The 25,287-nt window shown below is 48.9% G+C and carries 26 protein-coding genes and 2 pseudogenes; 6 read left to right on the top strand and 22 right to left on the bottom strand.

Features of this window, described 5'->3' with window-relative positions:
* Positions 1-232: 232 nt before the first annotated feature.
* The 16 genes from METLU_RS0101115 to METLU_RS28910 all read right to left on the bottom strand — a co-directional run bounded on the left by METLU_RS0101115 (position 233) and on the right by METLU_RS28910 (position 12,054).
* On the bottom strand, positions 233-415 hold the full coding sequence (locus tag METLU_RS0101115) for a hypothetical protein (RefSeq protein ID WP_027156622.1): 183 nt from the start codon (positions 413-415) through the stop codon (positions 233-235).
* A gap of 65 nt (positions 416-480) precedes the next feature.
* Positions 481-2,334 carry a VWA domain-containing protein gene (locus tag METLU_RS0101110; protein ID WP_027156621.1) on the bottom strand — a complete coding sequence of 618 codons (1,854 nt, stop codon included), beginning with the start codon at positions 2,332-2,334 and terminating at the stop codon, positions 481-483.
* A gap of 90 nt (positions 2,335-2,424) precedes the next feature.
* Positions 2,425-2,862 (bottom strand): hypothetical protein, encoded by a 438-nt coding sequence (locus METLU_RS0101105; protein WP_155920369.1) that lies wholly within the window; start codon positions 2,860-2,862, stop codon positions 2,425-2,427.
* 82 nt (positions 2,863-2,944) lie between these two features.
* The gene (locus METLU_RS26530) at positions 2,945-4,339 is read right to left on the bottom strand and encodes a DUF3150 domain-containing protein (RefSeq protein ID WP_051299711.1); all 1,395 of its coding nucleotides are present in this window, start codon (positions 4,337-4,339) and stop codon (positions 2,945-2,947) included.
* A 92-nt stretch (positions 4,340-4,431) separates the two neighbouring features.
* Positions 4,432-5,175, bottom strand: coding sequence for a hypothetical protein (locus METLU_RS26525; RefSeq protein WP_027156619.1), 744 nt, complete (start codon positions 5,173-5,175; stop codon positions 4,432-4,434).
* Between the two features lie 2 nt (positions 5,176-5,177).
* Complete coding sequence (locus tag METLU_RS0101090) at positions 5,178-6,149, bottom strand: AAA family ATPase (RefSeq protein WP_051299710.1); 972 nt, start codon at positions 6,147-6,149, stop codon at positions 5,178-5,180.
* Positions 6,150-6,471: 322 nt separating this feature from the next.
* On the bottom strand, positions 6,472-6,921 hold the full coding sequence (locus METLU_RS0101085) for a hypothetical protein (RefSeq protein ID WP_027156617.1): 450 nt from the start codon (positions 6,919-6,921) through the stop codon (positions 6,472-6,474).
* Between the two features lie 107 nt (positions 6,922-7,028).
* Positions 7,029-7,301, bottom strand: coding sequence for a hypothetical protein (locus METLU_RS0101080; RefSeq protein WP_027156616.1), 273 nt, complete (start codon positions 7,299-7,301; stop codon positions 7,029-7,031).
* 2 nt (positions 7,302-7,303) lie between these two features.
* Positions 7,304-7,567: a hypothetical protein gene (locus tag METLU_RS0101075; protein WP_155920367.1), complete on the bottom strand. Its 264-nt coding sequence runs from the start codon at positions 7,565-7,567 to the stop codon at positions 7,304-7,306.
* 76 nt (positions 7,568-7,643) lie between these two features.
* The gene (locus tag METLU_RS26520) at positions 7,644-8,345 is read right to left on the bottom strand and encodes a hypothetical protein (RefSeq protein WP_051299709.1); all 702 of its coding nucleotides are present in this window, start codon (positions 8,343-8,345) and stop codon (positions 7,644-7,646) included.
* A gap of 81 nt (positions 8,346-8,426) precedes the next feature.
* Entirely contained in the window at positions 8,427-8,690 is a 264-nt protein-coding gene (locus tag METLU_RS0101065) for a hypothetical protein (protein WP_027156614.1), read from the bottom strand.
* A 171-nt stretch (positions 8,691-8,861) separates the two neighbouring features.
* Complete coding sequence (locus tag METLU_RS0101060) at positions 8,862-9,860, bottom strand: lambda-exonuclease family protein (protein WP_027156613.1); 999 nt, start codon at positions 9,858-9,860, stop codon at positions 8,862-8,864.
* Positions 9,857-9,991, bottom strand: coding sequence for a hypothetical protein (locus tag METLU_RS28915; protein ID WP_269209132.1), 135 nt, complete (start codon positions 9,989-9,991; stop codon positions 9,857-9,859). Before METLU_RS28915 ends, METLU_RS0101060 begins: the two co-directional genes overlap by 4 nt.
* Positions 9,992-10,272: 281 nt before the next feature.
* On the bottom strand, positions 10,273-11,295 hold the full coding sequence (gene bet / locus METLU_RS28585; protein ID WP_081678979.1) for a phage recombination protein Bet: 1,023 nt from the start codon (positions 11,293-11,295) through the stop codon (positions 10,273-10,275).
* Between the two features lie 138 nt (positions 11,296-11,433).
* A complete protein-coding gene (locus METLU_RS0101045; RefSeq protein WP_027156612.1) occupies positions 11,434-11,850 on the bottom strand; it encodes a single-stranded DNA-binding protein in 417 nt (138 codons plus the stop codon).
* 72 nt (positions 11,851-11,922) lie between these two features.
* On the bottom strand, positions 11,923-12,054 hold the full coding sequence (locus tag METLU_RS28910) for a hypothetical protein (protein WP_269209130.1): 132 nt from the start codon (positions 12,052-12,054) through the stop codon (positions 11,923-11,925).
* 612 nt (positions 12,055-12,666) lie between these two features.
* On the opposite strand from METLU_RS28910, the gene METLU_RS24110 reads away from it, so the two are divergent.
* The 5 genes and pseudogenes from METLU_RS24110 to METLU_RS27690 all read left to right on the top strand — a co-directional run bounded on the left by METLU_RS24110 (position 12,667) and on the right by METLU_RS27690 (position 17,549).
* Entirely contained in the window at positions 12,667-13,764 is a 1,098-nt protein-coding gene (locus METLU_RS24110; RefSeq protein ID WP_051299708.1) for a hypothetical protein, read from the top strand.
* A gap of 850 nt (positions 13,765-14,614) precedes the next feature.
* Entirely contained in the window at positions 14,615-14,899 is a 285-nt protein-coding gene (locus METLU_RS0101030) for a hypothetical protein (protein WP_027156611.1), read from the top strand.
* A 90-nt stretch (positions 14,900-14,989) separates the two neighbouring features.
* Positions 14,990-16,111 (top strand): annotated as a pseudogene (locus METLU_RS24105) (IS256 family transposase); the annotation flags it as partial.
* Between the two features lie 78 nt (positions 16,112-16,189).
* Positions 16,190-17,347: pseudogene (locus tag METLU_RS24100) on the top strand (IS701 family transposase).
* Entirely contained in the window at positions 17,304-17,549 is a 246-nt protein-coding gene (locus METLU_RS27690) for a hypothetical protein (RefSeq protein ID WP_155920365.1), read from the top strand. Before METLU_RS24100 ends, METLU_RS27690 begins: the two are co-directional and overlap by 44 nt.
* A 16-nt stretch (positions 17,550-17,565) precedes the next feature.
* On the opposite strand, the gene METLU_RS0101015 is transcribed toward METLU_RS27690, so the two are convergent.
* Entirely contained in the window at positions 17,566-18,135 is a 570-nt protein-coding gene (locus tag METLU_RS0101015) for a hypothetical protein (protein ID WP_155920363.1), read from the bottom strand.
* Between the two features lie 93 nt (positions 18,136-18,228).
* On the opposite strand from METLU_RS0101015, the gene METLU_RS27075 reads away from it, so the two are divergent.
* Positions 18,229-19,781, top strand: a protein-coding gene (locus tag METLU_RS27075) for an IS3 family transposase (RefSeq protein WP_155920359.1) whose coding sequence is annotated in 2 segments (ribosomal slippage) — positions 18,229-18,691 and positions 18,691-19,781 — 1,554 coding nt in all. Because the reading frame shifts where the segments join, the coding sequence is not laid out codon by codon here.
* 16 nt (positions 19,782-19,797) lie between these two features.
* On the opposite strand, the gene METLU_RS0101000 is transcribed toward METLU_RS27075, so the two are convergent.
* The 5 genes from METLU_RS0101000 to METLU_RS0100975 form a co-directional block, all read right to left on the bottom strand.
* The gene (locus METLU_RS0101000; protein WP_196806465.1) at positions 19,798-21,471 is read right to left on the bottom strand and encodes a helix-turn-helix domain-containing protein; all 1,674 of its coding nucleotides are present in this window, start codon (positions 21,469-21,471) and stop codon (positions 19,798-19,800) included.
* 141 nt (positions 21,472-21,612) lie between these two features.
* Positions 21,613-22,167: a hypothetical protein gene (locus tag METLU_RS24095; protein ID WP_155920361.1), complete on the bottom strand. Its 555-nt coding sequence runs from the start codon at positions 22,165-22,167 to the stop codon at positions 21,613-21,615.
* A gap of 21 nt (positions 22,168-22,188) precedes the next feature.
* A protein-coding gene (locus METLU_RS27070; RefSeq protein ID WP_155920359.1) for an IS3 family transposase occupies positions 22,189-23,741 on the bottom strand; the annotation gives its coding sequence in 2 pieces (ribosomal slippage) (positions 22,189-23,279 and positions 23,279-23,741; 1,554 coding nt in all).
* 436 nt (positions 23,742-24,177) lie between these two features.
* Positions 24,178-24,570, bottom strand: a complete 393-nt coding sequence (locus METLU_RS0100980) for a hypothetical protein (protein WP_027156606.1) — start codon at positions 24,568-24,570, stop codon at positions 24,178-24,180.
* 252 nt (positions 24,571-24,822) lie between these two features.
* Positions 24,823-25,092 carry a hypothetical protein gene (locus METLU_RS0100975; protein WP_027156605.1) on the bottom strand — a complete coding sequence of 90 codons (270 nt, stop codon included), beginning with the start codon at positions 25,090-25,092 and terminating at the stop codon, positions 24,823-24,825.
* Positions 25,093-25,287 lie beyond the last annotated feature (195 nt).

Here is a 25,287-nt window from a genome sequence, read left to right as displayed (position 1 = left end):
CACCGATTCCTTATTTTAAGTGCTGAACTGGCACTGCTTTTGAGTTCTCTCAGAGAACTGCAAAAATTCCGTCTTTCCGCAATGCTCGATCCAGGCAAGCATTCTGGAAAGACGGTACAGAACTGAATCTGTGCCGTCTAAATGTTAAGCTACCCAGAAAAGGAAAACGCCTTGTCCGGGTAGGAAAATGGCTAATCAAAAAAACGAATTAACCATATGTGAAGGTAAAGCATTAAATTAATGCTTTACGAATAGTACCAGCGGCATCCATATCAAGATAATCGGCAAAAACATCTATCCCATCTATCAAAACATGAATACCATCGTCATCTTTAGTATAGGTAAAGCCAGCATTGTACTCATCGCACAAGTCAGCTAGTTTTGATAAGAACTCAGATTGCTTTTTTGAAAGCATAAATTCTCCATTGGAACTGAATAAAAAATCTGGCCAATCAAAAAAGATTGGCCATAAGGCAAAGATCAAGCGGTCAACAACAGGTCTCGGCTGATTCTGAATAGTTCAGTTTTCAACTCGGAGACGTTGCTGATGCAGATCGAGTTATCGAACAAATGGCTGACATTATGGCAGATGCCAATGCCAACCAGTTCGATGCCCGTCGCTTCACAACGATTGATGATCGCTTTAGTCAAACTTCGATCATCGGGTTCGCCATCGGTCAGAACGATGATGACTTTCCGCGCTTCACGCGTGGCCAGTACAGATCCTGCCGCATACCAAAGAGCCGAATGCAGTGGCGTGCCTCCATCCGTAGCCGGCAAAAACACTGCCGCATTAGGACGAGCCTTCTGCCCATGCTTCAACAACGGAACCACATTGGACGTATCACCATACGGAAATCGCGTCACAGCCGGATTAACACCTGAAATGCCTTCAAGCGCCAATACCAATGCAACGGCCGATTCAATGGCAATATCGATCAACCGGGACTTCGATTGCTGATCATACACGCCACTCATAGAGCCGGAGCCGTCAACCAACAGGTGAATTGCGGTATTGGGTGCCGAATGATGAAATCGGCGTTCGAAAATGCGCGCATCACCTTGAACCAAGCGGGACAATTTTCGACCGACAATACGATTGCCTGAACGCTTAGCCACAGGTCTGTCATAACGGCTTGATTGCACCAGGCCCTGAAGAGAAGCCCGGATTTTGCCCGAATGATTCAGTACACTGTTTAACACGGCATTGCCAGCAGCAGAATTCCTGGAAGGATCCATGGCAAGTGGCATTTCAATATCCGAATCATAAGCGTTTCGAGGCTGACTGCCCAAAAGCGCTTGAACGACTTCGAACAAGTCATCAGGCACATCGTCTTCACCGGCCGATAATACAGAAGCCAAGGCTTGCGCCAGTTGCTCACTGTCCTGGCCCTGTGATTGATCATTACTGCTGCCGGCGGACTGTGTATTGCCCTGACCAGCTTGTTGATCGTCCTCCTGATCATTGTCGTCATCACCCTCATTACTCGACTGTGAGTTTTGAGATTGGCTTTGATCCTGACCATCATCCTGATCGCTTTGAGAATCATCATCTTGAGACGAATCATCCTGTTGGGAATCATCATCGCTTGAATCATCATCCTGATCAGAATTACCGGAAGCCGTCTGCGATTGCGATGACGAATCATCACTCTCTTGCTGCTGAGACTGCTTCTGTTGCCGCACTCTTTCCTGTTCCTTTTCCTGCTCTTCTTCGATCATGCGCAGAATACGATCGGTAAGCCGAACACAAGCACGCGTAGAATCTAGATTCGGGACTTCGGAAAGAAGACCTGCAAGTCGGGTTACTGCGCCGACCGGGAAGGTTTCTTCCAACAAGGCTTCAGCAGTATCTGCATAAGATGACAGGGCATTCTGCCCCAGCACATCATTACGAAGACGAAACAGCAAAAACTGACTCAAAACGGCAGCGGGATGAACCTGCTGATCTTGACTGACGACTTTAAAATCGCCCGTCTTAATCAAATGCTCAACCACTTTTTCCGTCGTCCGTCTGGTACCCGGATAAGTTTCCTGCATCTGCTTCTCGATACGGATATCTTCCAGAAAATTGAGAATGTGCTTGCGGATCGGACTGGTAGCGGCATTACCAAAATCAGCGAAATCGGTAAACCGCAGATGAGCCGCTTCATGCGCCAGATAGCCCCAAGCCACATCCTTGTAAGACGAATCTTCAAAGTTGTAAGCCGGCAGGTTGATTGACTTGCCATCGGTATAGGCATGCTGGCCGCCTACTCTGACCTTGACACCAAATTTGTTGCCTAAGGCTGCCGCAACAATGGGAAATGCGTTGTTCAATGTGTTATTTCTCATGGTCTACTCCAAAAAAATGGGCAAATCATGATTCCCATAGGGCATGTTTGCCCCTTGAGGGTTAAAGTTTAAATTATCAAAATCCGTTCATTACTTTTTTGGCCAAATCACAAGGTCTGCAAACATGCCATCCAGAATAGCTAAAAGCTCATCCGGGATACTTAGTTCATCTTTGTGATCATAGAGTGAAAACAGATTTGAAGTTGATACAGTCATTTTCCCGAAATCTGTATCAAACTGGAAATCTCCTTTGTACTGTTCCAACCCCTCAGCGTCATCGGTTATAGGCTTGATGTTAGCAAACAGCTGAAGCAGTTCGAGCGTTTTTCTCGCATTCACTTCAGAGTCGCATGTTGCCGTATTAAACATCAGATGGCACCCGCTGATTAATTCATCAAACAAGTGACATTGAATCCAGTTGAAAGCAATATCAAATTGAGGGTTATCCCACAAGTCAATATGCCATTCTCCTTGCAAGCGAGTAATAACTTTTTTTTGCATGCTTGCACTTAATTTTAATGTACTCATATTCTGTCCAGGAAATGGAGGCGAGGGCAGAACACCCCTGCGGGATGCATTGCACCCGCCGGGTAGAATGAAAAAAGCGAGATTAGAACCAGAAATCGCCAGCTTCAGCAGAAGCAACAGTTTCGTCAGGTTTCATCTCATCAGCATTGACATCCCGATCATCCTGAACGGATTCAGCAGGGATGGCCGACACTGATTGAGCCGCGGCATTTACAGTTTCCTTAACGGATTCTATAAAGACAGCCGCCGCCGGAGTTTCGAACACCGCTTCCTGAATGGTGCTGACTTGAGTATCAGCAACAACGGCAGGTGCGGCATCAGAAACATCCTGACCAGGCTGGAAAGTCGCCAGGAAATCGTCAAACCCAGGAATATCATCGATATCAGCACTTTCGGATGGCGCTTCAGGTTGTTCACCCACAGTGCTCTCTTCAGCCACAGCGATAATCTCTGGCGCAGACGATTGAATCACTTCCGGAGCAGAAACAGGCGCTGGAACAGCAACCTCGGAATCCGCCGCGAGAATGACCTGGTCATCAGAAATGACCTGCTCATTCACAACAACATCATCGTCAGCTTCCTCTTCTTCAGGGAAGATACCTGGCACCTGCAACAAGCCGCTGCCATGACGTTTGATCTTGTCCGGATCGGACAACAACAGACCTAGTCTGAACAGACTGTGGAACGCCACGCCGTTATAAGGACCGTTAGCCGGTAAAGCGCCCAGAACCGTATCGATCTCGTCGACAACCGGCATGCACCGATGGTCAAGGAAACCCAAACTATCCAGTTTATCCCGCATGCGACGGAACGTATTCAACGCTCTGCCAGTCACGGTGTCCTTGCCCACAAACGAGCGCTCGACCAGTTGGTTGGCTTCCTGGGCAATCTCATGAAAAAGCTGATCACTCATAGAATTCGCACGCCGAACCAATGCTTCATCCGCCTGCTTCGCGTGCTGAGCCAATGATTCATCCGCTTGTCCGTCCGAATCCGGTCGGGTAACGCGGAAAATGACATAGTCGAAGCGCAATTTGCTGGCCACGCTGGCGACGGGCTCAATGGCACGACGGATAGCATCGCCGAATTCAGGATGGCGGGCGATCCAGTCTTGGGTATCGTTGTCATAGGTCGAGATGAACTCTCTCTTTGCCTCCTCAAAGGTTTTGGAAAGGTTGTCCAGCTCTTGTATGATCCGAGGAATTTCGCTCCTGGGATTGGCAAAACCGCCGAGAAAACGGGTGCCCGATTCCAGGCAGATACGTTCCGCTTCCTTCTTGATCCGGTTGAATTCCCTCAATTTTTCAGGATCGACGGTTTTCTTGGTACCGAGATGCGCCAAATCTTCCGGGGGAAGTATTGAACCATCGCCGAGCACCAGGTCCTCAGGGCGTAATTTTTTCGAACTCGTCCACAGGTTAATGTCGAGTTTAACAACATCGATCTGGTCCAGAATCATTTCTGCATTATGTGACATAGCTGCGTCTCCAAAAGAATAAATACAAGAGAGGGCAGACTACGCCCACCAGGGACGATAGTTGCCCCCTGTGGGTTAAATTCAAAAAGTTGTCAGAAATAAAAATCGTCAACAAAGGTCTCGACCGTGGAGAGGTCAAGCCTTTTGTCGAGCAGATCAATGCTTTCTGCAAGCGAACGAACAAATTCCAGATCCGTGTCGAAAAACGACAAGGCCTGGCTTTCCAGTTTCAGTTGGTCGCTGATTTCTATGCCGTCTTCACGAGACAGGGAAATCGTGACACCGCTGGCTGCGCCTTTTTTCTTCAGCGCCATCAGCAGGAGCAGAGAACCCACTCCGTTTTCTTTCAGCAAAGAACCAGCACCCGGCTTAATAAGATCGCCGTGGCCGTCTTTGACTTTCTCTACCCAGGTACAATCAGGATAAGCTCTCAAAACGGCAATCGCGTACCCCGTAGCAGTACCCTTCAAAAACGCAACAGTAGCGCTATTCACGGAACTGGGCATCTTGATGCGCCAATAAATGCGCGCATCCTCCTGGGTAGAATGGGGATCTTCGCCGGCAGGCTTTGAAGAGGCTGGCGGGATCGTACTGATGTTCCCGTCATCATCAATAAAGCACATGCCTAACGATTGGTAGCCCTTGTTTAATTTTCCACGCTTCTCCGTATGCACATCGTCGGGATGAGACATAGGAAAATCCTTGGCCGTTAAACGGGTACCGGTTTTGCCCCAGCGTTTCGTATAAGTCCCATCGCCATTAATCCTGATTGCCCAGTCTTTCGACGAGCCATCGGGATTCCGGTAACGGAACAGTTCATACTGACGGTTTGACATGATCAGTTACTCCAGGCATCGCCGAAGACATCCTGCGCGATACGGTGGATAGCTTCACGTTGGGCCGGTTCCGCACGCAAGGTGAGAGCACGATCCAGCGAATAAGCCAGCGCATTGGGAGCGCGTTTGTACGCAATCATCAGATTGGTCCAGCGTATCAACGTCCGGGTGGACATTGTGACGCTCAACTCGCCTGAACCATCAGTTCCACCGATAAAAAGTCGGCGGATTTCATTGGCCACCTGGATCATTTTGTCTGTCAACGTTTCCATCACGGAATCGACAGGAATGCCCATGCTGGCCAACACGGATTTCAGGATGTCCTTCTCAACAGAAGCTTCGGGATAACCGACTTCCATTAATCTGAAGCGATCGAGAAACGCCAAGTTCTGCTGCATGACGCCTTGATAAAGTCCGCTTTGATCGCCTTGGCCGGCCGAGTTGCCGGTAGCAATCAAACGGAACTTGGGATCAGGCTTAATCACTTCGCCGCCGTTTTGAGGAATCATCAAAGGTTGGCCTTCAATGATATCGTTCAAGCCAGCCAGCTCGGACGGATCCATCAAGTCGATCTCATTCAAAATCAACAGATGCCCATGCAGGACGGCCTGAGCCAAAGGCCCATGGACAAAAGTCATGGAACCGTTGACGAGCATGAATTGACCAATCAGATCATTTAACTCAAGACGACCATGGCAGGTCGCTTGCTGAACGGGCCAATTAAGACGGGATGCCACCTGGCAGATCAGCGAAGTCTTGCCGGAACCTGTAGGTCCGGTCAGATACAACGCATCACCCAGCGGATTGGCCAGAAAAGCCAATACATCCCTTAGATGTTCATTTCTGAACAGGTATTCCTTCTTGGCCGGAATGGAAGGATGCTGATCCTCCTCAAAACCTTCCACCATCATCGCTGCAGGAGCCTGGATGCCGAAAGTTGAGCCAATAGGGAATTTTTTAGTTTGAGTATTCATCGTGTGTTTCCTTAAGTTATAAAACCAAGGAAAAACACACGTAGCCCGGCCGGGGAACATGGATTTCCCCTGAACAGGTTAAAAATATAAATGCGGCAGAGCCGCTTAAAAAATAATCACGCCGTAGCGCTTCATCGATTCCTTATTTTGAGTGCTGAACTGGCACTGATTTTGAGTTCTCTTAGAGAACTACAAAAATTCCGTCTTTCCGCAATACTCAATCCGAGCATTCTGGAAAGACGGCACAAGCCTATTATGCCTGTGTCCGTCTGAATGTTAAATGCTAAAAACAGCAAAAGTGCACGTCTTTAGAGAAGAGGCCTTACAACTTGCCGCCTGCACTACAGGCCAGGATGGCTGCCATCGTCTTTTCAGAAGCAAACCGCCAGTCAGCGCTGGACCAGCAAGCAAGCTCAAAACCTGACTGTACCACGCGCACATAGGTGCAAGCTGCCGATAGCCAGCGAATCTCGCGGCCGTTTGCGAGCTTAACCGCATCTTCAGAGCCATAGACACTATCCAAGGCTGAGATTGCGTGAGCAAGTTCTTCCTGCGTCCAGTCATGATAATCGGCCAAACGCTTTGCGGTCGCTCTTGGCGTCATGATGTCGATGGTCTCGGTCAACTGAGCCAATGAGCTGTAGCCCAGATCCGCACAAGCCGGATTGTCCACGTACATCCCGTTGCTGAGCCTGAAGAATAGATAACCGTCTTCAGTCAGTACCGCATCGGGCTCAACAGGCTTTACAGTGGTGTCTTTGTCAAATGACATATTAGTAACTCCTTGAACATTAAAAAATCGCGGAGTTACTCCCTGGCGGGAATAAGCCCGCGAGGGTTCAAAAATGAAACACGCTTCCTGGAAGGGAAGGTGCCTGATTACATGTGGAGGGCTGAATCGATTAAATCCAGCAATTCCTGTGAAACGCCGCCATGGTTAATCCAGGCTGTAGGTAACGCTTCTCTCGCATCCATTAACGCAAGTTTCAATACCTCAAAATCATCAGAGCTATGCAAAACGCAGTTGATACGAACGATCAGGTCAGGATCAATGCCTTCCTGTTCAGCAAAGCTCGCATCGGGCAATGCAGCTCTGGCTTGTTCCAAAGCCTGCTTTAACCGAAAAAAACGATTAGTCAAATATTCCAACATAGTCAAAATCCCCACACCTTCAAATTGTCCAGAACTTCACTCGGCACCGTAAGGTTAGAGCGAATAGGATGAAAGGTTTCGGCATCGAGAATCATGGCGATCCTATAATACTTGTCATCATACATGGCGCCCCAGTTCTCACTGTTTTCCTTGTGAATGACAATATCGTTCTTACCATTTCTTGACATGAAAATGCTAGGCATCTTCTGAATACGAAATGGACCGACCGTTTTCGGTACAAGATTGGATTGAGTGTTAATCAACATGATGATTTCCTCCATTAAAGGGGAGAAGCTATTTTCCTAAAAGGAAAATAAGCCCTCCCTCAAGCTAAATCGAAAGTTAGATTAAATGCGTCAAGGGCGAGAAATACGCCAATGACATCAGATGCTTGACAATAATCTGTTGAACGGCCTGAAAACGGCGTAACAACGATTTTGCCGGCGTTTTACGATCAATGCGCCAGACCTTTCCCAATGAGAGAGGGTAAGCAAGCAAAAACTCGTGCGCCTTAATCTTTTTCGAATGACCGTCAAATCCCTTATGGAAATACCGGCCTCTGGATTGAGCATTCAAGAAAATACCTGTCATAAAGGAATCATTGACAGCCAAGGAGAGCTCAAGGTTATAGTCTTGAGCAAGATCCAAAACCTCTAAGCTGGTCAAACAGTAGTTCTCCGGTTTTTCAGCAACCTTGGGGCAAGCCTTTTGGGCAAAATCACGTGCTACATTAAAGTCGCCTTCCAATAAGGATCGGCAAGCCTGATAGGCAAACTGATCTTGCTTCAGCTTGATCACTGACGAATCGGGTTCTGGAAATTCCGAAACTTCTTCAGCGAAAAATTCCAGGGTTTCGCCTTCAATTTCTTCATAGTCATCGAATAGGAGCGGCATATCAGGCGTATCCTCCCAAATCTCGCCCTCATCAAATGCCTTGGTGGCAATTTTGATGGCGGACTCGGCATTCAATGCTGAGATGCCAACAACTATTCGATGTTGGTAGTCAATGGTGTAACTGACTGCGAATTTTTTCAATTCAGGCATGGTGTTTCTCCTAAATCTAAATCAGAATGGGGAAACGCCAAGCCCCAGACCGGGAAATGGTGTTTCCCCGGTTGGGTTAAGTTAATGCAAGAAGAACTTGCGTATTTTTGCCAGACGGTACAGCACCGAATCCCGAATGGCATCGGGATCAAGTTCTGTCAATAGGCAGCAATTGTTAAAACTAAATGGGTTGGGATCGTTGTCGTCCGTTAACCATTTGTATATTTCGACAACGGTTTCCAATGAGCAGCGGCTGTCAAACAGATTCTGCAAAGAATCCTGCAGAAGACATTCGCAGACATCGAAAATCTCCTGTTCCGACCAGGGCGGTGTTTCTTCCAGCAACGGTTCCGTGCTGTGAAGCCATAGCCACTCGTCCTCGATTCAGTCCAGGTTCAGCGAAGGATCAAATCCTCGGTATCGTCGGCGCATAGTGCCTCCAAAAAATGGGGAACACCTGCACCCAGCGGGGACAGTGTTCCCCGATGGGTTAAAAAATTAACGACTAAAGGCTCGTCAGAACCAGAAATCGCGCTCTAATGTAGACATGACCGCATCCATTGAGAATGGCACGGTCGCTTTTTCTTCGTCCTTGGTCGTAACACGAGTTCGTTCCGAGGACGACTTACGAAATTGCTCCAGAAAGGCGGGATCAACATCGGGTTGCAAGGCCATTAACGCCGCCTTGTAATCGATGCTGCCCTGAACCAGAAAGCGACTGACCCTAAGACCTGCACTTTCGGCTTGGGCATATTCACCCATCAGGTCCAGGAAGCCTTTTTCAATGTCGGCCTGCTGCTGCAAAAGAGGCTCGATCCTGGCTTTCAATTCCCTGATCGTTTCCTCATTCCGATGGTAATCAGCTGCAAGCAACTGCCATTGATCCATCTCCTGGCCGGGTGGTATGTAAATATCGCGATCCGGATCCGTTGGCGGCGGCTGATTCTTTTTCATACGCTCGACAAAATCGCGCGCTTTAAAGATCAGTTCCTGGATCACCTGATCATCTCTTGGAATCAAGAAATCGAATTGCTCCTTGTCATTCCAGTAGAGCGACAAATAGCCTCGATCGGTTTCGGCAACCGCGATCTGCTGCTGGACTTGATAGTAATACCGTTGGTAAATCTTCGAATTGACGCCGTTTTGTTGCGCGTCGCGAAAATTAGCTTCCATCGGCACTTTCAATTCCACCGGAATCCCGTCATCGTCCAAGCCATCAAACGAGGCCCGAAGAAACGGGAATTCTTCAGATTCGGCACAGATCGGCAAAAGCAGGGTGTTATGCCGGCGTTCAAAAGAACTGCGCGCGGTGGATTCAAGGCGAATGCCACGTTGAACAAAGGGATTGTTGGCCAGATTATCGAGCAATGTGATCCCTTTTTTCTCCGTGTACAGACGGTAAATTGTCCTTGCCGAACACTTCCCAAGCACCACGATAGCTTCCGATGCCGAAACACCAGAAGTCCGCCATTCATGCCATTCGGGCGTGCGCTGCGGAAAGTTGACAATTTTCATTGTCGATCTCCCGTTTCACGCAAGTTCCAGAATTTTCTGAGGATGCTGAATCCCTTGCGACGAATAATCGTCGGTGTGTCGTACTCGCGGTAATCAATGCTGTACCACAACTTGTTGATTATTATCCTCATAATGCCTCCAAAAAATAATGGGAAGCACACGATGAACCCACAAGGGAACGATGCTTCCCAGGTGGGTTAATTTAATAATGAAACTTACTTAAGAACCGTTACGAACAACTCAGGAAAGGTCAGATCTCCGATTAATGCCAGCGCAAAAGTCAGCGCGATGAACAAAAAGGATATGCAGTTGATAAGTAGGTCTTTAATCATAGGATGCTCCTAAAAAACAAAGGGCATCCTTAACCCAAATGGGCATTCAGAATGCCCGAAAGGGTTGATACAGTTAACAATTAAGCTAATGTGGCTCTTGTTTCACTTAGAGGCGTTTTACGTTGCCTGTTGACAGTAGCGTTTTGGCCCTGAGCTTGCTTGCCAGAATCTGATGCAGAATCGGTGTTCTGAGCTACATCTGTTTTTGGCGCAGAGGATTGCTGTGCTGAAGCTGGCTTAGCGTTAGGGTCAGCATTGGGCGCAGAGGCTTGTCGTGCTGGACCTGGCTTAGCATTGGCATCAGCAGGAAGCTGAGTTACTTCAGCCGCTACTTTAGCCGCATTAAGCCCATGTTTCATGAAATCCAGATCGAATCCTGAGAATTGTTCGCCGACATATTCAAGCGCGGCTTGCCAAGAACCTTCTCGGGTAGCGCGATTGATGAGGCGTGGCAGCATCTGTTTGGCCTTCACACTGGCTTCGGATTGAACCTCTTCAATAATACGCTCAGCCTGGCCTTCGATAATACGTTCAGCTTCGTCCTGGTCATAAATACCGGTGAAACCAAAGGCAATACGAGAACACTGGATTAAGGCTTTATGGCGCAGCATCCTTTTGGTATGCGACTGCCAGGGGGTTTTAATCTCAAAAGGTTGTCCGTTTTTAACGCCTTTAAAGGTTGATCGATACGTTTCATCCAGGAACTCCTTGATACGGACTGGATGCGCTCTGCCTTTACGGTAGATCACGCACTCGATCGACGCAGGGCAAGGCTTGGCATCCGCCTCAGTCACGATGTTTTCATCGTAAATGAACTCAAGGCCATCCATATCAGGATGCTGATTGATGATGCGCGACCAGCCATCGACAGAGACAACAGGCACGATACCGTTCTGTTTGTCGGGATAGGCGAAAATTTCCTTAGTGAACGGATTCAGCCCATATTGGTCAGCAACGATCAATAAGGCCATCATCTGGGCATCGGTGACTTCGCCGTCTTTGACTTTGAAAGCGGTCGCCTTCAACGTGTTGATCAACTCTCTTTCATCCGAGAAACTGAATTTTTCTGCGAATTTCTGGAACAGTGATGATTGTTTGCTCATGGTGTTACTCCTAAATAAAAATGAATTAAGGTAGGGACACCAGGAGTCCCAAGGGACAATGATGTCCCCATGGGAAAATTTAAAACGAAGCGATGCTCAGAAAAGACGGAGCAACGCCGTGATTAACCAGCAATACTCCTAAAGCGGCTGATTACCATCAAAATCATCGTAATCCGAATAAGCCTCCGATGGACTTGACGATGGTGCAGAGCCAGAAGCTGCCTTATCCGATTTGGAACCGAGCATTTTCAAGACATCCGCATGGATCTCAGTCGTATACCGATCATTGCCAGAATTATCCCGCCATTTGCGGGTACGATTAGGTCCCTCAAGCAAGACTAGCGCGCCACTTTTGAGGTGATCGCGGGCAATTTCGGCAAGCTTGCCGAACAGAACAACACGGTGCCATTCTGTCCGTTCTTGACGCTCGCCAGATTTATCTCTCCAAGATTCCGTCGTAGCCACGCTCAAGTTGGCAATTGCCTTTTGCTGCGCGGTGTACCGAATTTCTGGATCAGCACCTAAACGACCAATAAGAACTGCTTTGTTGTACATTTGAAAGTCTCCTATAGACAAAAAAGAAAAAGGAGACCATGCCCCTTTGCTGGGAATGATCTCCCAGAGGGGTTAGTTGGATGTCAACGCTTCAATGAGAGCGTGACGACTGGCATTTAAAGCCGCGCCTGCCTTCAATGTTTGACTGGCAGGCCAAATGGCGCCAATGCTGAACATCATCAGAACAAGAATGAATAGTCTCATGTCATTTCCTTTGGAAAATACCAGAGGAAACACACGAAGCCCGGCCGGGGAACATGGATTTCCCCTGGACAGGTTAAAAATATAGCGGCAAAACCGCTTAAAAATAATCACGCTAAACGCGCTTCATCGATTCCTTATTTAAAGTGCTGAACTGGCACTGGCTTTTGAGTTCTCTTAGAGAACTACAAAAATTCGTTATTTTTGAGTATGCCAATATAGAAACAGCGAAAATTACATATCGTTTTCGCTCTTTCAATTTCTTAGACGACTCAAATGCTATCTGTATTTAATACAAAAATACTCTATGTCCGGCTAAAAATCAAAAAAACGTTCTGTCTCAGTTAGAGCCAAAGACAAAGATAACGCACTGACTAAGGCGCATACAGGACATACTCTATCGTAACTTGATCGGCGGTAACTGTCGTAATATGGCCAGCAAATTTCGTCCTCCATAAATTGAAGCAAACACACTGATAGCAGTTTTCGAAAATTTCAATTTTCAAATTGCATGTGCTCCATCAAAAGAGACCGTTTTTTGGCGTTTTTCGACCCGACGCATTTTCAAAAATGCGCATAATATAAGCGATCACTGAAACAACTAAGCAGAGATCGATGAAAACGCCTGAAATAGCAAAAACTAAATTTGTCCGGCCGTCAGTTACCGCTTTCGAATGTCAGCAGATAGATCTGTTCCAGGATTTTTTGGTTAACCATAATTTCCAGCGGGAGCCACTATCCAATACGATTGAACTATGGGATGCCTTGCCGAAATATTCGATTTCACAGGTCGAACAAAACAAGATGCGTACAAAAGAGGGGTTGTTACCGCTGCTTCGAAGAGATGTAACATTCATGAGGAACAACTATAGCATTTATATTTCTCCCGCATTGTTGGCTGACGAAAACGGGCAAGCCTACTACCCATCTGCCAATGAATCTCTCGTTGAAGACGCACTAAGAAAGATTGCGACCTTTCAAAACCAATGCTTTCACGATCTTAAGGACATGCAATGCGGAGTCACTTTCAGCCTGCATCAATTGAGAACCGAACTTAAAAATCAAGGCCATACCCGTTCTTACCAGGAGGTCATTAAATCGTTACTCATACTATCCGGTTCAGACATCGAAATCCGAACTAAAAATGCAAAAGGGGAGGGCGTTTCTATCGAAAAATTCATCTCCCTGACTGGCTTTTCAAGAAAAGACAGACTTGAAAATCCAGATTCGCAATGGGTTGCATATTTTCATCCGCTTGTAGAAAAAGCCATGAGATATGTTGATTACAGGCAATTTAACTATAGCGAAATGATGCACTTGAAATCACATTTGGCACGTTGGCTATACAAGAAATTGGCGCACTACTACACCAATGCCAGCTTAACAACCCCAATTACCCTGTCTCACGCCACTATCCGGCAGGAAAGCGGTATGCTGGAGCGTGCGCGAGGAAATGACGCTATCAAGGAACTAGAAGAAATTTTCAAAAATTTCCAAGCTATTAACGTGTTTTCATCTGTAAAAAGAATAGAGGACATACGAGGTCCCCGGAATAAAATTATCAATATTATTTACGAGGCCAATCCACATCAGAATTTCATTAAAATGGTCAAGGCAGCCAACAAAAGACAAGCTGATGCTAAAGAAAAATTACTGCAACTGCATGTGACAACCGGTAAAACTATCACCCAATCTACTAACTGGCCACTGTAACTACTATCCACCCACATCTTCCTCAACTTCTTGCCATATCCCGGTAGTTGACGCATCAACAAGCAAGCACCATTCCGATCTTGCACATTGGCAACCGTTATCCTACGACCAGCAATAGCCCCAGTGCATCCACCCGCAGAGGGCGTCAGCAGCCCTCGATCAGCTTCCCGGCATCGAAACCACCAGATCCGGGAACTGTTGTGCACTTGATGTTTTGGTTGTCCAAACCAACAGCCGTCGGGACTGAGCGGCAGCTTAACCGCGAACCGTTCGTTGACTAATCTGACGGTAGGTTTAACCCGCAGGTGACGGTAGGTTTAACCCGCAACTAGCGGTAGGTTTAATCCGCAGGTGCAAAATCGGGCTAACTTATCCACAGATTTTTCAGAAAAATGCGGTAGGTTTAACCCGGAGGTGCTCAAAAATGCGGTAGGTTTAACCCGCAGGTACTCAAAAATGCGGTAGGTTTAACCCGCAGGTGCTCAAAAATGCGGTAGGTTTAACCCGCAACTGAAATGCGAAAGTAGGTTTAACCCGCAACTGACGGTAGGTTTAACCCGCAACTGACGCCGTATTCAATTGAAAAATAAAATGTTTTTCAACCCCTCCTTATATATCCTTTCTTAATATCCTTTATATCCTTAGTTTCCTTCGAAAAAAGCTCAAATGTATTAAATCAAAACAGGCTGTTTTTGGCCTTCTTTCGACCCGACACAACGTTAAAAAAATGCTTATCATTGCGCGTAGGTATTCTCTACGTCGTGTAAGGCCAATGTCATCCAAAAGCATAATTCCAATAAAAAAATATCTTCCTCCGTCATCTGGCTATTTCAAATGTCAGCAGATCGATATGTTCCAGGATTTTCTGTACAACACGCCGAAGGAATTAGAGAGCTTGTCCGATTCCATTCCACTCTGGGACTGTTTGCCGAAATATGTTCTTTCTAGCCAAACGGCAAACGAATCAAGAAAGAACAATCAATTTCCTCCAATGCTTAAGCTCAGATGCCAGCATTTCGAGCAATGGTTCTCTGTTAAAATCTTGCCAGCTCTCATTTCTGATGATGAAGACGATGTCTCTGTATATTATCCAAGTGCCACGGAAGAGCTTGTTGAAGAGGCGCTTGAGGTATAGTCATTTTTGGTGTATGACCTAGAGAGGAAAGCGGTGTAACCTGTTGGTAGATCTCGCCAGATCAACCACCAACCTAAGGAAAACACCGCTATGACAGATAGTAATGTTATTAACCTGAATAAGCCAGAACAGAATAATCCGTTACAGGAAGTGCTGCGGGAAGGCGCCCGTAAACTATTGGCTGCCGCCATTGAAGCCGAAGTCGCGGCCTTCCTCGAGCAGCATCGCGCATTAACAACCGATGAGCATAAAACCGTCGTGGTCCGGAACGGTTATCTGCCTGAACGTTCGATTCAAACCGGGCTCGGCGACATTGCGGTCAACGTGCCGAAAGTGCGCGACCGTTCCGGCTCGGGCATCAAGTTTAACAGCAATCTGGTGCCGCCCTATTTGAAGCGTACCAGGAACATGGAGGAGTTTCTGCCCTGGCTTTATCTGAGAGGGATCTCCACGGGAGACTTCTCAGAGACTTTAAAGCATCTGCTGGGACCGGAGGCGCCGGGCTTGTCCGCGGCCACGATCAGCCGTTTAAAGCAGGATTGGGAGCAGGATTACCAGAACTGGACGCGGCGTGACTTGAGCCAAAAGCGCTACGTCTATGTCTGGGCCGACGGCGTCTACAGCCATGTGCGCCTGGATGACCGATTATGCCTGCTGGTGATTATCGGCTCCGATGAAAACGGCCGCAAAGAGCTGGTAGCCCTGGCCGACGGCTACCGTGAATCGGCGGCGAGTTGGGAGGAGGTATTGACGGACTTGAGGCAGCGAGGCCTGAAGGATTCACCCAAACTGGCTATCGGTGATGGGGCGCTGGGCTTCTGGAAAGCCGTGGCCAAGCTCTGGCCGGAGACCGACCAGCAGCGCTGCTGGGTGCATAAGACGGCCAATGTCCTGGAAAAGCTGCCGAAAGCCATGCAGCCCAAGGTCAAGGAGGCGCTGCACGCGATCTGGCAGGCGGAAACCCGGGAAAAAGCTTACCAGGCCTTTGATCATTGTATTGAACGGTTCGAGCCGAAATATCCGAAAGCGATGGCCTGCCTGGCTAAAGACAAAGAGGCTATGCTGGCCTTTTATGATTATCCGGCCGAAAACTGGCAGCACATTCGCACCAGCAATCCGATAGAGTCTGTCTTTGCCACCGTCAGGCTGAGAACGATCAAAACCAAGCACTGCGGCAGTCGGACGACCACCCTGGCGATGGCCTTTAATATTACAGTTGTAATTTGAAGGATATTGATGTCGTCCGCTCAGTCCAATGCCTGTTGTTCCTATGCATTGACGAGGTAAGTGATGAATGCGACGACAAGACAGTACGCGGCCCGGTCAGCGAATTGGCAATCGGACTTGCAGATCGGGTTTGCCAGGATTGGCCAGCATTTTGGGCGGCAGGCCATGCGCCAGCGGGCGCTCGATTACGTGACGGGCTTGCTCAGCCCCATTGAGCGCAAAACCAGCTGGCAATTGTCGGAAGCGGTCAATCGACAGACGCCCTACAGCTTACAGCATCTGCTGGACCGGGCACGCTGGGATGCCGATGCGGTGCGTGATGACCTGCGGACGTATGTGATCGAGCATCTGGGCGAGCCCGATGCCGTGCTGGTGGTCGACGAAACCGGCTTTCTCAAGAAAGGCCGGCATTCAGTCGGCGTGCAACGCCAGTACAGTGGCACAGCCGGACGCATCGAGAACTGCCAGCTCGGCGTGTTTCTGGCCTATGCCAGTCAGCGCGGGCGGGTGTTGATGGACCGCGAACTGTATTTACCCAAGGAATGGGCCGGCGATACGGTCCGACGGGCTGCCGCCAAAGTGCCTGAAACGGTCGAATTCGCCACCAAGCCGCAGTTGGCGCAACGCATGATCGAGCGGGCCGTTGCCGCGCAGGTGCCGTTTGCCTGGATCACTGGCGATGCCGTGTATGGCGACAACCGCAGTCTGCGCGTCTGGCTGGAGCAGCAGGACTTGCACTTCGTGCTGGCAGTGGCGAACAATCAGTACGTGTGACCGGACTCGACCGGCCAAAAAACGGTGGCTCAGCTGGCGGCCACGGTCCAACAGCAAGACTGGGTCAGACTATCGGCGGGCGATGGCACCAAGGGACCGCGCTATTATGACTGGCTGAGAATCCCGCTGCTGTCCTGGCAGATGCCGGGGGAACGCTGGCTGCTGCTACGGCGCCGTTTGACGGATGGCGAGTTGGCTTACTACGTTTGCTATGTGCCGCCCGGTACGGATCTGCAGACCTTGGTACAGGTGGCAGGCTCGCGATGGACCGTGGAAGAGTGCTTTGCGGCAGCCAAAGGCGAAGTCGGCCTGGATCACTATGAAGTGCGTAGTTGGCACGGTTGGTACCGACCCATGACCCTGGCGATGGCGGCGCTGGCCTATCTGGCGGTGTTGTGCGCCCGTGCTAAGGAACCGTCTGCCGCTAAAAAAACAGCAAACGGCTGAGCTGGCAAGCCTGGAAGCAGCGGCGGCACTGATTCAGTTGACCGTGCCGGAAGTGCGTAAGCTGTTGTGGCAATGGCGGTGGCGGCATCCGCCCAAGGCCGTGCACACCGTGGGTTGGTCATTATGGCGAAGACGCCATCAAGCCGTGGCCCGTGCCTGCCACTATCGGCGGCGCAGGCAGCGAGAGAATCTACAACTGTAATACTAATCTCAAGTTTTTAATACTTTGATAATGTGATTTTTTTATCGCTGATCAATATCTGAATCATCACAGTATCTCCAATGCCATAACCCAAACTGATCATTTTCTGAATCAGATGATAAAAGCGTCGAAATTTCATAGAAAATCTTGCTGGCGCATCGAATCCATTCACTACATAGTCACCTTCTTCAAGATGAGGTACAACTCTTACAGGAGCTTCAATAAACTTATTGCGTACCAAGTACTCAGTAAGAGTTAATGGAAAACTAACATAACCATCAATTATTTCAGCGGGTTTAACCGACGGTCCTCCTACGCTTTCCATGGCTCGCTGTATTGATGCAATATTAAGAGGTCGACCACGTAAAGCAAAGACACCGACGTCCAACTTAGTAAATATTGATGAATTATCCAGATTCATCGATAGCATGACATTGCTAAAAACATTCTTTGCTTGAGCGATTTCATAACGAGACATTGCCCCACCTGCAGACAGCATTAAATTGTATATTTCCAGTTCAGAATCAGAGAGAACGTCTTCGACTGGAATCATTGGATCAGCTAAAAAGTCATCGGATTGAATCACTTTTGCCCATGGTACCCCCCCTGTGTCAGGATAGTTGTCCTCTCCCGCTAACGGGATAATTGGAAACTAGACAGGGGACGGAAAGAAAGCTCAATGCCACATTATTCAGCGGAACGCAAAGCGTCTGTATTAAGAAAACTGTTGCCACCCCATAACCGCTCAGTACCGGAAGTCGCCCGAGAGGAAGGGATTTGTGACCAGACGTTATACAATTGGCGTAAACAAGCCAAACAACAAGGGGTGCCCGTGCCAGGCAGCAGGAAACAAACAGAAGACTGGTCGCCGGAGGCAAAATTTGCCGCCGTGGTGGAAACTGCGGCCATGACCGAACTGGAACTGAGCGAATACTGCCGCCGCCAGGGCCTTTATCCCGAACAGATCCGGCGCTGGAAGGAGGCCTGTATTCAAGGCGCACAGAAGGCCGGAGCGCAACAACAGCAGCAACGACTGGAAGCGAAGCAGGACAAACAGCGCATCAAGGCGCTCGAGAAAGAGCTCAACCGCAAGGAGAAAGCCCTGGCGGAAGCGGCGGCTTTACTGGTGCTGCGAAAAAAGTTGACCGCCCTCTGGGAGGCAAACGAGGCCGATTAACCTCGTACCCGGAGCGGCAACAATTAGTGACCTGGATCCGCGCAGCCATCTCAGCGGGTGTCCGGAAGCGTTTGGCCTGCGCAGAGGCGGGCCTGAGCCTGCGCACCTTCCAGCGCTGGACGCAGGAGGCCGGCCAGATTAGTCAGGATCAGCGCGCGCAAGCGCAACGTCCGGCGCCTGCGAACAAGCTGTCGGAACAGGAACGGGCCCAGGTACTGGCTGTCTGTAACCAGCCGGACTATGCCGACCTGCCGCCCAGCCAGATCGTGCCGAGACTGGCGGACCAGGGCGTGTATCTGGCCTCGGAATCCAGCTTTTATCGCATTCTGAAGGCGGCGGATCAGTTGCATCATCGGGGCCGTGCGAAAGCCAGACAGAAATCCCGGCCGCCGACCACACATCAAGCCCGAGCGGCCAATGAAGTCTGGACCTGGGACATCAGTTATCTGCCGAGCGGCGTGCGCGGTCGGTTCTTTTATCTGTACCTGATCGTGGACATCTTCAGCCGTAAAATCGTTGGTTGGGAAGTGCACGAGCAGGAGTGTGGCGAAGCGGCGGCCGCTTTGGTACAGCGCGCGGTCTTGGCCGAGCATTGCTGGCGCAAGCCCCTGGTGCTGCATGCCGATAATGGCAGCCCGATGAAGTCGCAGACGCTGCAGGCCAAGCTTTACGAGCTGGGCATTACGCCTTCCCATAGCCGGCCCCGGGTCAGCAATGACAACCCGTATTCGGAAGCGCTGTTTAGGACCTTGAAATACTGTCCGCAATGGCCCTCGCAAGGCTTTGCCTCCCTGCTGGTCGCGCGTGAATGGATGAGCCGCTTCGTGTCTTGGTATAACGAAACGCATCGTCACAGCCAGATTCGGTTTGTTACGCCGGCACAGCGCCATCGGGGCGAAGACCGGGCGATTCTTAACCGACGTGATCAGGTCTATGCCCAGGCCAAAAAACGGCATCCGGCCCGCTGGTCAGGCGCCACAAGAAACTGGACGCCAGCAGGCCCTGTTACGCTGAATCCGGAACGGAACGAGGCGGAAATAAAACAGGCTGCGTGATCAAAAAACACGACAACTATCTTGAAAAACACCGTACCTGTGAGAGTATGGATTTAACGACTGTCAGTGGTGGTTCAATCATTATTGGGCGCGACCGATTAGGGTCGTAATAATAACGCCTGGCTCGCGATAAGCCTTGCTGAATATCTTCGGTATCGAGACGGCGACCGGCAACCGCCAACATTTTTTTTGATTGAGTCAAAACCCTATTATCAGCCGGCATAGACTCCCCTAGCCAGAACCAGCCATCTTCCTCGACAAGCCAATTAAAACCAGTGATCATCCTGCATGTTTGCAGAACATCTTGTACTGTTACCATCTCTCGACTTAGTTCAGAGGCACATCCAGCAACCCAGTGAACTTGTGCTCCGCCGCTGCTGCGAATCATATCAAGTGCGGCTTCACGAATAGCACGTATTTTTGCTTCGTTATGCGTTGCGGGATTGATAACGACTTTTTCCCATGTTCTTGATATTCCGCCTGGATTTTCTGTGATCTGAAAACCGCCTTTACCGAGAACTTCACGGGAGAAGCGACTCAAACTTTCAACAGATAGTGATTCTCCCAACTGATCCCTATAATGCTGATCAATATCGGCGAGCGTGGCAGGAAGACAAGTCAAAATACTGCTAAATAGCTTATCGATAATAGGCGTTTCAAATTTGTGAAACTGAAGTCTTTCAAGCATCGCATCAACAATTTGCCTGACGCGTTCTCGAGTCAATGCAAAAACATCACCGACAGCCTTTAAGGTCGATATCTCTTCACCCGCTACACCGTAACGCAAAGCAAACATTTCGGCGAATCTTGCTTCGGCTGGTGTTAATTGGTCAATATCCATCGTTTTCTCAAGTTTTTTTCTGGCAATCCAGCAACCGATCTTACGAATTTCTTCGGCGGCCGTCAGAGAGTCATCAACCTTAACTACGACTACAACCGGCTCTGGTACAGGAATCTCAATCTCCGTGTTCAAGACCCATCCTTTCGGTACTTCAAGCGCTGCTTCCCAGGCATTTATACTTGCCTGTCTGATATTGTTCGGAATAGATTTTTCCCGGCTTATAAGCGTGGCAACACTAATACCGGCCTTCAACGCTACCTCTTTCCGACTTAGCTTGAGTGCTTTACGTCGTTCTCTAGCTCTTACCGCCAGTAAGTCGAGCTGAGTGAGTGGTAAACTTTCTGCTGGCTTTAGGTTGATAAAGAAATCACTATCCGATTTTGCTCCACTTACAAGTTCACTCTCAAGATCCAGCAACCATCCATTCGGTACTTTAAGGGCTGCTTCCCATGCATTAATATCTTCCTGGCTGATAGTGCTTGGAATGGATCTTTCCCAGGAAAAAAGCACTCCCGGATTAATACCAATTATTACTGAGGCTTCATTTCTATTTTGCTTGAGCACTTTGCGCTGAGCTTTAGCTCGTTGACCTAAAAAAGCGAGTTGATCAGGGGTTAAGTTTTCCGCTGGCTTAGATTGAATAGAGAAAAGGCTAGCTGTTGTTTCTGTGTCTTCCGTGTCACCGGTTAATACCTCTTCACTGATTGACAACGCCTGGCTAAGCAGGTTGAGATACTTTTTTTCACTCTGCGGCCCAAATTGTTTTTCCCACGCTCTGTAGGTTCCAATCTCTTGACCTACACGCCGAGAAACCTCCACTGCACTCAGACCTAATGCTTTGCGACGCATCCGTATGCGTGTTGCGATCTTGAACGCGCGCTGATCTAATTTGGGTCTCCCCCCTTTATTCATTAGCCCTGCTCCAACTTTCCTTATATGGTTTTTATCCAATAATTTTTTAATTATTTATTTTAATTAAATCTGTCACTATCAAAAAATAGTAAAGGAATAACCGGTTGTGCCTATTTCATCTGAATGAATTAGATTTTCGTCTAAAGGGATTAGATGGTGTTTTGCATATGTCATAACCGTGGTTTTTACACTGCCTTGACTCTCGGCTTTATGAATGCCAAGACACCAAATACTCCGTAAGTCGTCCTGAGAGGATTTAACCTTTAACACTTTGACCACATCGTTCATCATGGCCTTTATGCAATATTCAGGCGAGTGGTGCTGCTTAAACTCGATACCCAGCGCGGATTGCTTGTGTTTTTGTCTGACCCAAAAATCGATAACGCAAGTGTCTTTGTTTTTGGATATTCTTTTGTCGAGTTCGTAACGAATTTCTTTATCCCAACTGGCCACTTTTTCATGATTTTGACAATGTATGGCAAACTCAACCTGAACCCATTTTTCCCAGTCTAATATTTTTTCCCTCTCCTTATAAATAAAGGACAATCTATTCATGGTCGACTCTTGCTTAAAAAAATCTCCAGCCAAGTCTTTTAAAAATTCGAAATCGCTTTTCATAGCGGTGTTTTTCAAGATAGTTGTCGTGTTTTTTGATCACGCAGCCTGTTTTATTTCCGCCTCGTTCCGTTCCGGATTCAGCGTAACAGGGCCTGCTGGCGTCCAGTTTCTTGTGGCGCCTGACCAGCGGGCCGGATGCCGTTTTTTGGCCTGGGCATAGACCTGATCACGTCGGTTAAGAATCGCCCGGTCTTCGCCCCGATGGCGCTGTGCCGGCGTAACAAACCGAATCTGGCTGTGACGATGCGTTTCGTTATACCAAGACACGAAGCGGCTCATCCATTCACGCGCGACCAGCAGGGAGGCAAAGCCTTGCGAGGGCCATTGCGGACAGTATTTCAAGGTCCTAAACAGCGCTTCCGAATACGGGTTGTCATTGCTGACCCGGGGCCGGCTATGGGAAGGCGTAATGCCCAGCTCGTAAAGCTTGGCCTGCAGCGTCTGCGACTTCATCGGGCTGCCATTATCGGCATGCAGCACCAGGGGCTTGCGCCAGCAATGCTCGGCCAAGACCGCGCGCTGTACCAAAGCGGCCGCCGCTTCGCCACACTCCTGCTCGTGCACTTCCCAACCAACGATTTTACGGCTGAAGATGTCCACGATCAGGTACAGATAAAAGAACCGACCGCGCACGCCGCTCGGCAGATAACTGATGTCCCAGGTCCAGACTTCATTGGCCGCTCGGGCTTGATGTGTGGTCGGCGGCCGGGATTTCTGTCTGGCTTTCGCACGGCCCCGATGATGCAACTGATCCGCCGCCTTCAGAATGCGATAAAAGCTGGATTCCGAGGCCAGATACACGCCCTGGTCCGCCAGTCTCGGCACGATCTGGCTGGGCGGCAGGTCGGCATAGTCCGGCTGGTTACAGACAGCCAGTACCTGGGCCCGTTCCTGTTCCGACAGCTTGTTCGCAGGCGCCGGACGTTGCGCTTGCGCGCGCTGATCCTGACTAATCTGGCCGGCCTCCTGCGTCCAGCGCTGGAAGGTGCGCAGGCTCAGGCCCGCCTCTGCGCAGGCCAAACGCTTCCGGACACCCGCTGAGATGGCTGCGCGGATCCAGGTCACTAATTGTTGCCGCTCCGGGTACGAGGTTAATCGGCCTCGTTTGCCTCCCAGAGGGCGGTCAACTTTTTTCGCAGCACCAGTAAAGCCGCCGCTTCCGCCAGGGCTTTCTCCTTGCGGTTGAGCTCTTTCTCGAGCGCCTTGATGCGCTGTTTGTCCTGCTTCGCTTCCAGTCGTTGCTGCTGTTGTTGCGCTCCGGCCTTCTGTGCGCCTTGAATACAGGCCTCCTTCCAGCGCCGGATCTGTTCGGGATAAAGGCCCTGGCGGCGGCAGTATTCGCTCAGTTCCAGTTCGGTCATGGCCGCAGTTTCCACCACGGCGGCAAATTTTGCCTCCGGCGACCAGTCTTCTGTTTGTTTCCTGCTGCCTGGCACGGGCACCCCTTGTTGTTTGGCTTGTTTACGCCAATTGTATAACGTCTGGTCACAAATCCCTTCCTCTCGGGCGACTTCCGGTACTGAGCGGTTATGGGGTGGCAACAGTTTTCTTAATACAGACGCTTTGCGTTCCGCTGAATAATGTGGCATTGAGCTTTCTTTCCGTCCCCTGTCTAGTTTCCAATTATCCCGTTAGCGGGAGAGGACAACTATCCTGACACAGGGGGATAGTCTTTATCAGTCAAACCGCAACAAAAATCCTGTTATAAGCCGACATTGGCTCTTGCTGCTGGACGGCTCATCAATTGCTCACCAGACGGTGAAAGAATTGTAATTGAAAATCCCTAGCTCCGCGGCATAAATGGGTTTCCGGTTTGCCTTTTAAACGAGGGTGATGACAAATTTGTGACGCTTTGGAGCAGGGAGACTATTGCCAGTTTGGTATCCTTGATGGTTTTAGATATAACTGTTTTCTGGTCCGGCGTGAGAATTCTGCTGTTAGGTAAATTTGGCATTGGTTTTCCTTGAAGAATTAGCTCTTTGCGTCCATCCCTGCCGCTTATGGACAGGGATCTTTCTGAAACGATTATGCTTGGGCGATAGAAGAACTGCTTTCTGCTGGAATTGGTCTGTCTATTATCCCCAATTCGTTCTCGCCTTCGTTATCCATTAACGCCTCTTCTGATGGGTAAAGAACAATGCAATCATCCGTGATACCAATAACTGATTTATCATTTAATTCAATCATTTCAATTATTACTCCACCTCCAGAATGATGAGGTTTCACATTTTTTACAAAGCCGTTTGTATTTACACTATCAATCGAGCAGATCCATTCATTAACCTCGGCATCTAAATTTCCGGATAAAAGTCCTTCTTCAACCAAGATCTGGGCGGATTGATTAAGCTGTTCAGCAATATCAGTAAACTGACATCCGTTGGCGCTGTAATCGATGGTAAGAGTCATTTGTACTTGCATATTTTTCTCGCAGTAGTTGATGAGTTAGTGTTGATACACATTTTCCACGGTTTGAAAAATATGCAAGGCTCTAAACTGCGTTTTTTTGCTTGCATCTCTGATCGGACTTTAAATCTGATGAAAATGCACCTGTTGTTAATGAGGAAGCCTGCCGCATTCTGATGAGCTGGCTCTGATGATTTAGGCTTTTCCCTTTCCAGGGGAGGGAATATCTGGGAAAGGAGTTCTTATTGTCCGTTAAGAATTCCCAGGCTATTGAGCGGTCAACTCAGCCAATCGGTCGAAAACGTCGATGTATGGATAGAGCAGTTCGTCCTCAGAGATCAAGCCTTCGCTCTGTAATTCAAACAGAATATCTTGCAGCCATACAGTAGGCGTTGTTGGGCCATCGAGCAGGGCTTCGCCGTTCTGGTCTGGAACGACCCATGCGATTCCGTTATCGGGAATGGATTCGAAATCAGCCAGATAATACCTTACGGATTCTGACTGCAAGTTATCGGGCTGCCATTTCAAAATTCTCATGAGATTTCCTCATTGGATCGTTAAGGAAAATGACCATTTTTCGCCCGATGAGTTTCAATATCAGTATCGTGGGAAATCATTCTTTATATTGAAAAAAATTCAAAAACAGCCCTTGCATATTGGGGCTGCATATTCTGGCCCAGCCTGAACACCGATTCTGGTTTCAAGTTGAACACTTTTTGGGTTATTTCCAGA

Origin of the sequence: Methylobacter luteus IMV-B-3098 (assembly GCF_000427625.1) — a bacterium.
Lineage (GTDB): Bacteria > Pseudomonadota > Gammaproteobacteria > Methylococcales > Methylomonadaceae > Methylobacter > Methylobacter luteus.
The sequence above is the reverse complement of the archived record's forward strand: the minus strand, read 5'-3'. Positions and strand labels throughout refer to the sequence as shown.

Coding starts and splice junctions, on each gene's coding strand:
- METLU_RS26525 (WP_027156619.1), bottom strand. CDS start 5,175: ATGTCAAACCGTCAGTATGAACTGTTCCGTTACCGGAATCCCGATGGC.
- METLU_RS0101080 (WP_027156616.1), bottom strand. CDS start 7,301: ATGTTGGAATATTTGACTAATCGTTTTTTTCGGTTAAAGCAGGCTTTG.
- METLU_RS28915 (WP_269209132.1), bottom strand. CDS start 9,991: ATGAGGATAATAATCAACAAGTTGTGGTACAGCATTGATTACCGCGAG.
- METLU_RS0100975 (WP_027156605.1), bottom strand. CDS start 25,092: ATGAGAATTTTGAAATGGCAGCCCGATAACTTGCAGTCAGAATCCGTA.
- METLU_RS0101030 (WP_027156611.1), top strand. CDS start 14,615: ATGTTCCAGGATTTTCTGTACAACACGCCGAAGGAATTAGAGAGCTTG.
- METLU_RS0100980 (WP_027156606.1), bottom strand. CDS start 24,570: ATGCAAGTACAAATGACTCTTACCATCGATTACAGCGCCAACGGATGT.
- bet (WP_081678979.1), bottom strand. CDS start 11,295: ATGAGCAAACAATCATCACTGTTCCAGAAATTCGCAGAAAAATTCAGT.
- METLU_RS26520 (WP_051299709.1), bottom strand. CDS start 8,345: ATGCCTGAATTGAAAAAATTCGCAGTCAGTTACACCATTGACTACCAA.
- METLU_RS0101110 (WP_027156621.1), bottom strand. CDS start 2,334: ATGAGAAATAACACATTGAACAACGCATTTCCCATTGTTGCGGCAGCC.
- METLU_RS0101045 (WP_027156612.1), bottom strand. CDS start 11,850: ATGTACAACAAAGCAGTTCTTATTGGTCGTTTAGGTGCTGATCCAGAA.
- METLU_RS0101075 (WP_155920367.1), bottom strand. CDS start 7,567: ATGTTGATTAACACTCAATCCAATCTTGTACCGAAAACGGTCGGTCCA.
- METLU_RS0101000 (WP_196806465.1), bottom strand. CDS start 21,471: ATGCGTCGCAAAGCATTAGGTCTGAGTGCAGTGGAGGTTTCTCGGCGT.
- METLU_RS28910 (WP_269209130.1), bottom strand. CDS start 12,054: ATGAGACTATTCATTCTTGTTCTGATGATGTTCAGCATTGGCGCCATT.
- METLU_RS0101105 (WP_155920369.1), bottom strand. CDS start 2,862: ATGAGTACATTAAAATTAAGTGCAAGCATGCAAAAAAAAGTTATTACT.
- METLU_RS0101060 (WP_027156613.1), bottom strand. CDS start 9,860: ATGAAAATTGTCAACTTTCCGCAGCGCACGCCCGAATGGCATGAATGG.
- METLU_RS24110 (WP_051299708.1), top strand. CDS start 12,667: ATGAAAACGCCTGAAATAGCAAAAACTAAATTTGTCCGGCCGTCAGTT.
- METLU_RS0101115 (WP_027156622.1), bottom strand. CDS start 415: ATGCTTTCAAAAAAGCAATCTGAGTTCTTATCAAAACTAGCTGACTTG.
- METLU_RS26530 (WP_051299711.1), bottom strand. CDS start 4,339: ATGTCACATAATGCAGAAATGATTCTGGACCAGATCGATGTTGTTAAA.
- METLU_RS0101085 (WP_027156617.1), bottom strand. CDS start 6,921: ATGTCATTTGACAAAGACACCACTGTAAAGCCTGTTGAGCCCGATGCG.
- METLU_RS0101090 (WP_051299710.1), bottom strand. CDS start 6,149: ATGAATACTCAAACTAAAAAATTCCCTATTGGCTCAACTTTCGGCATC.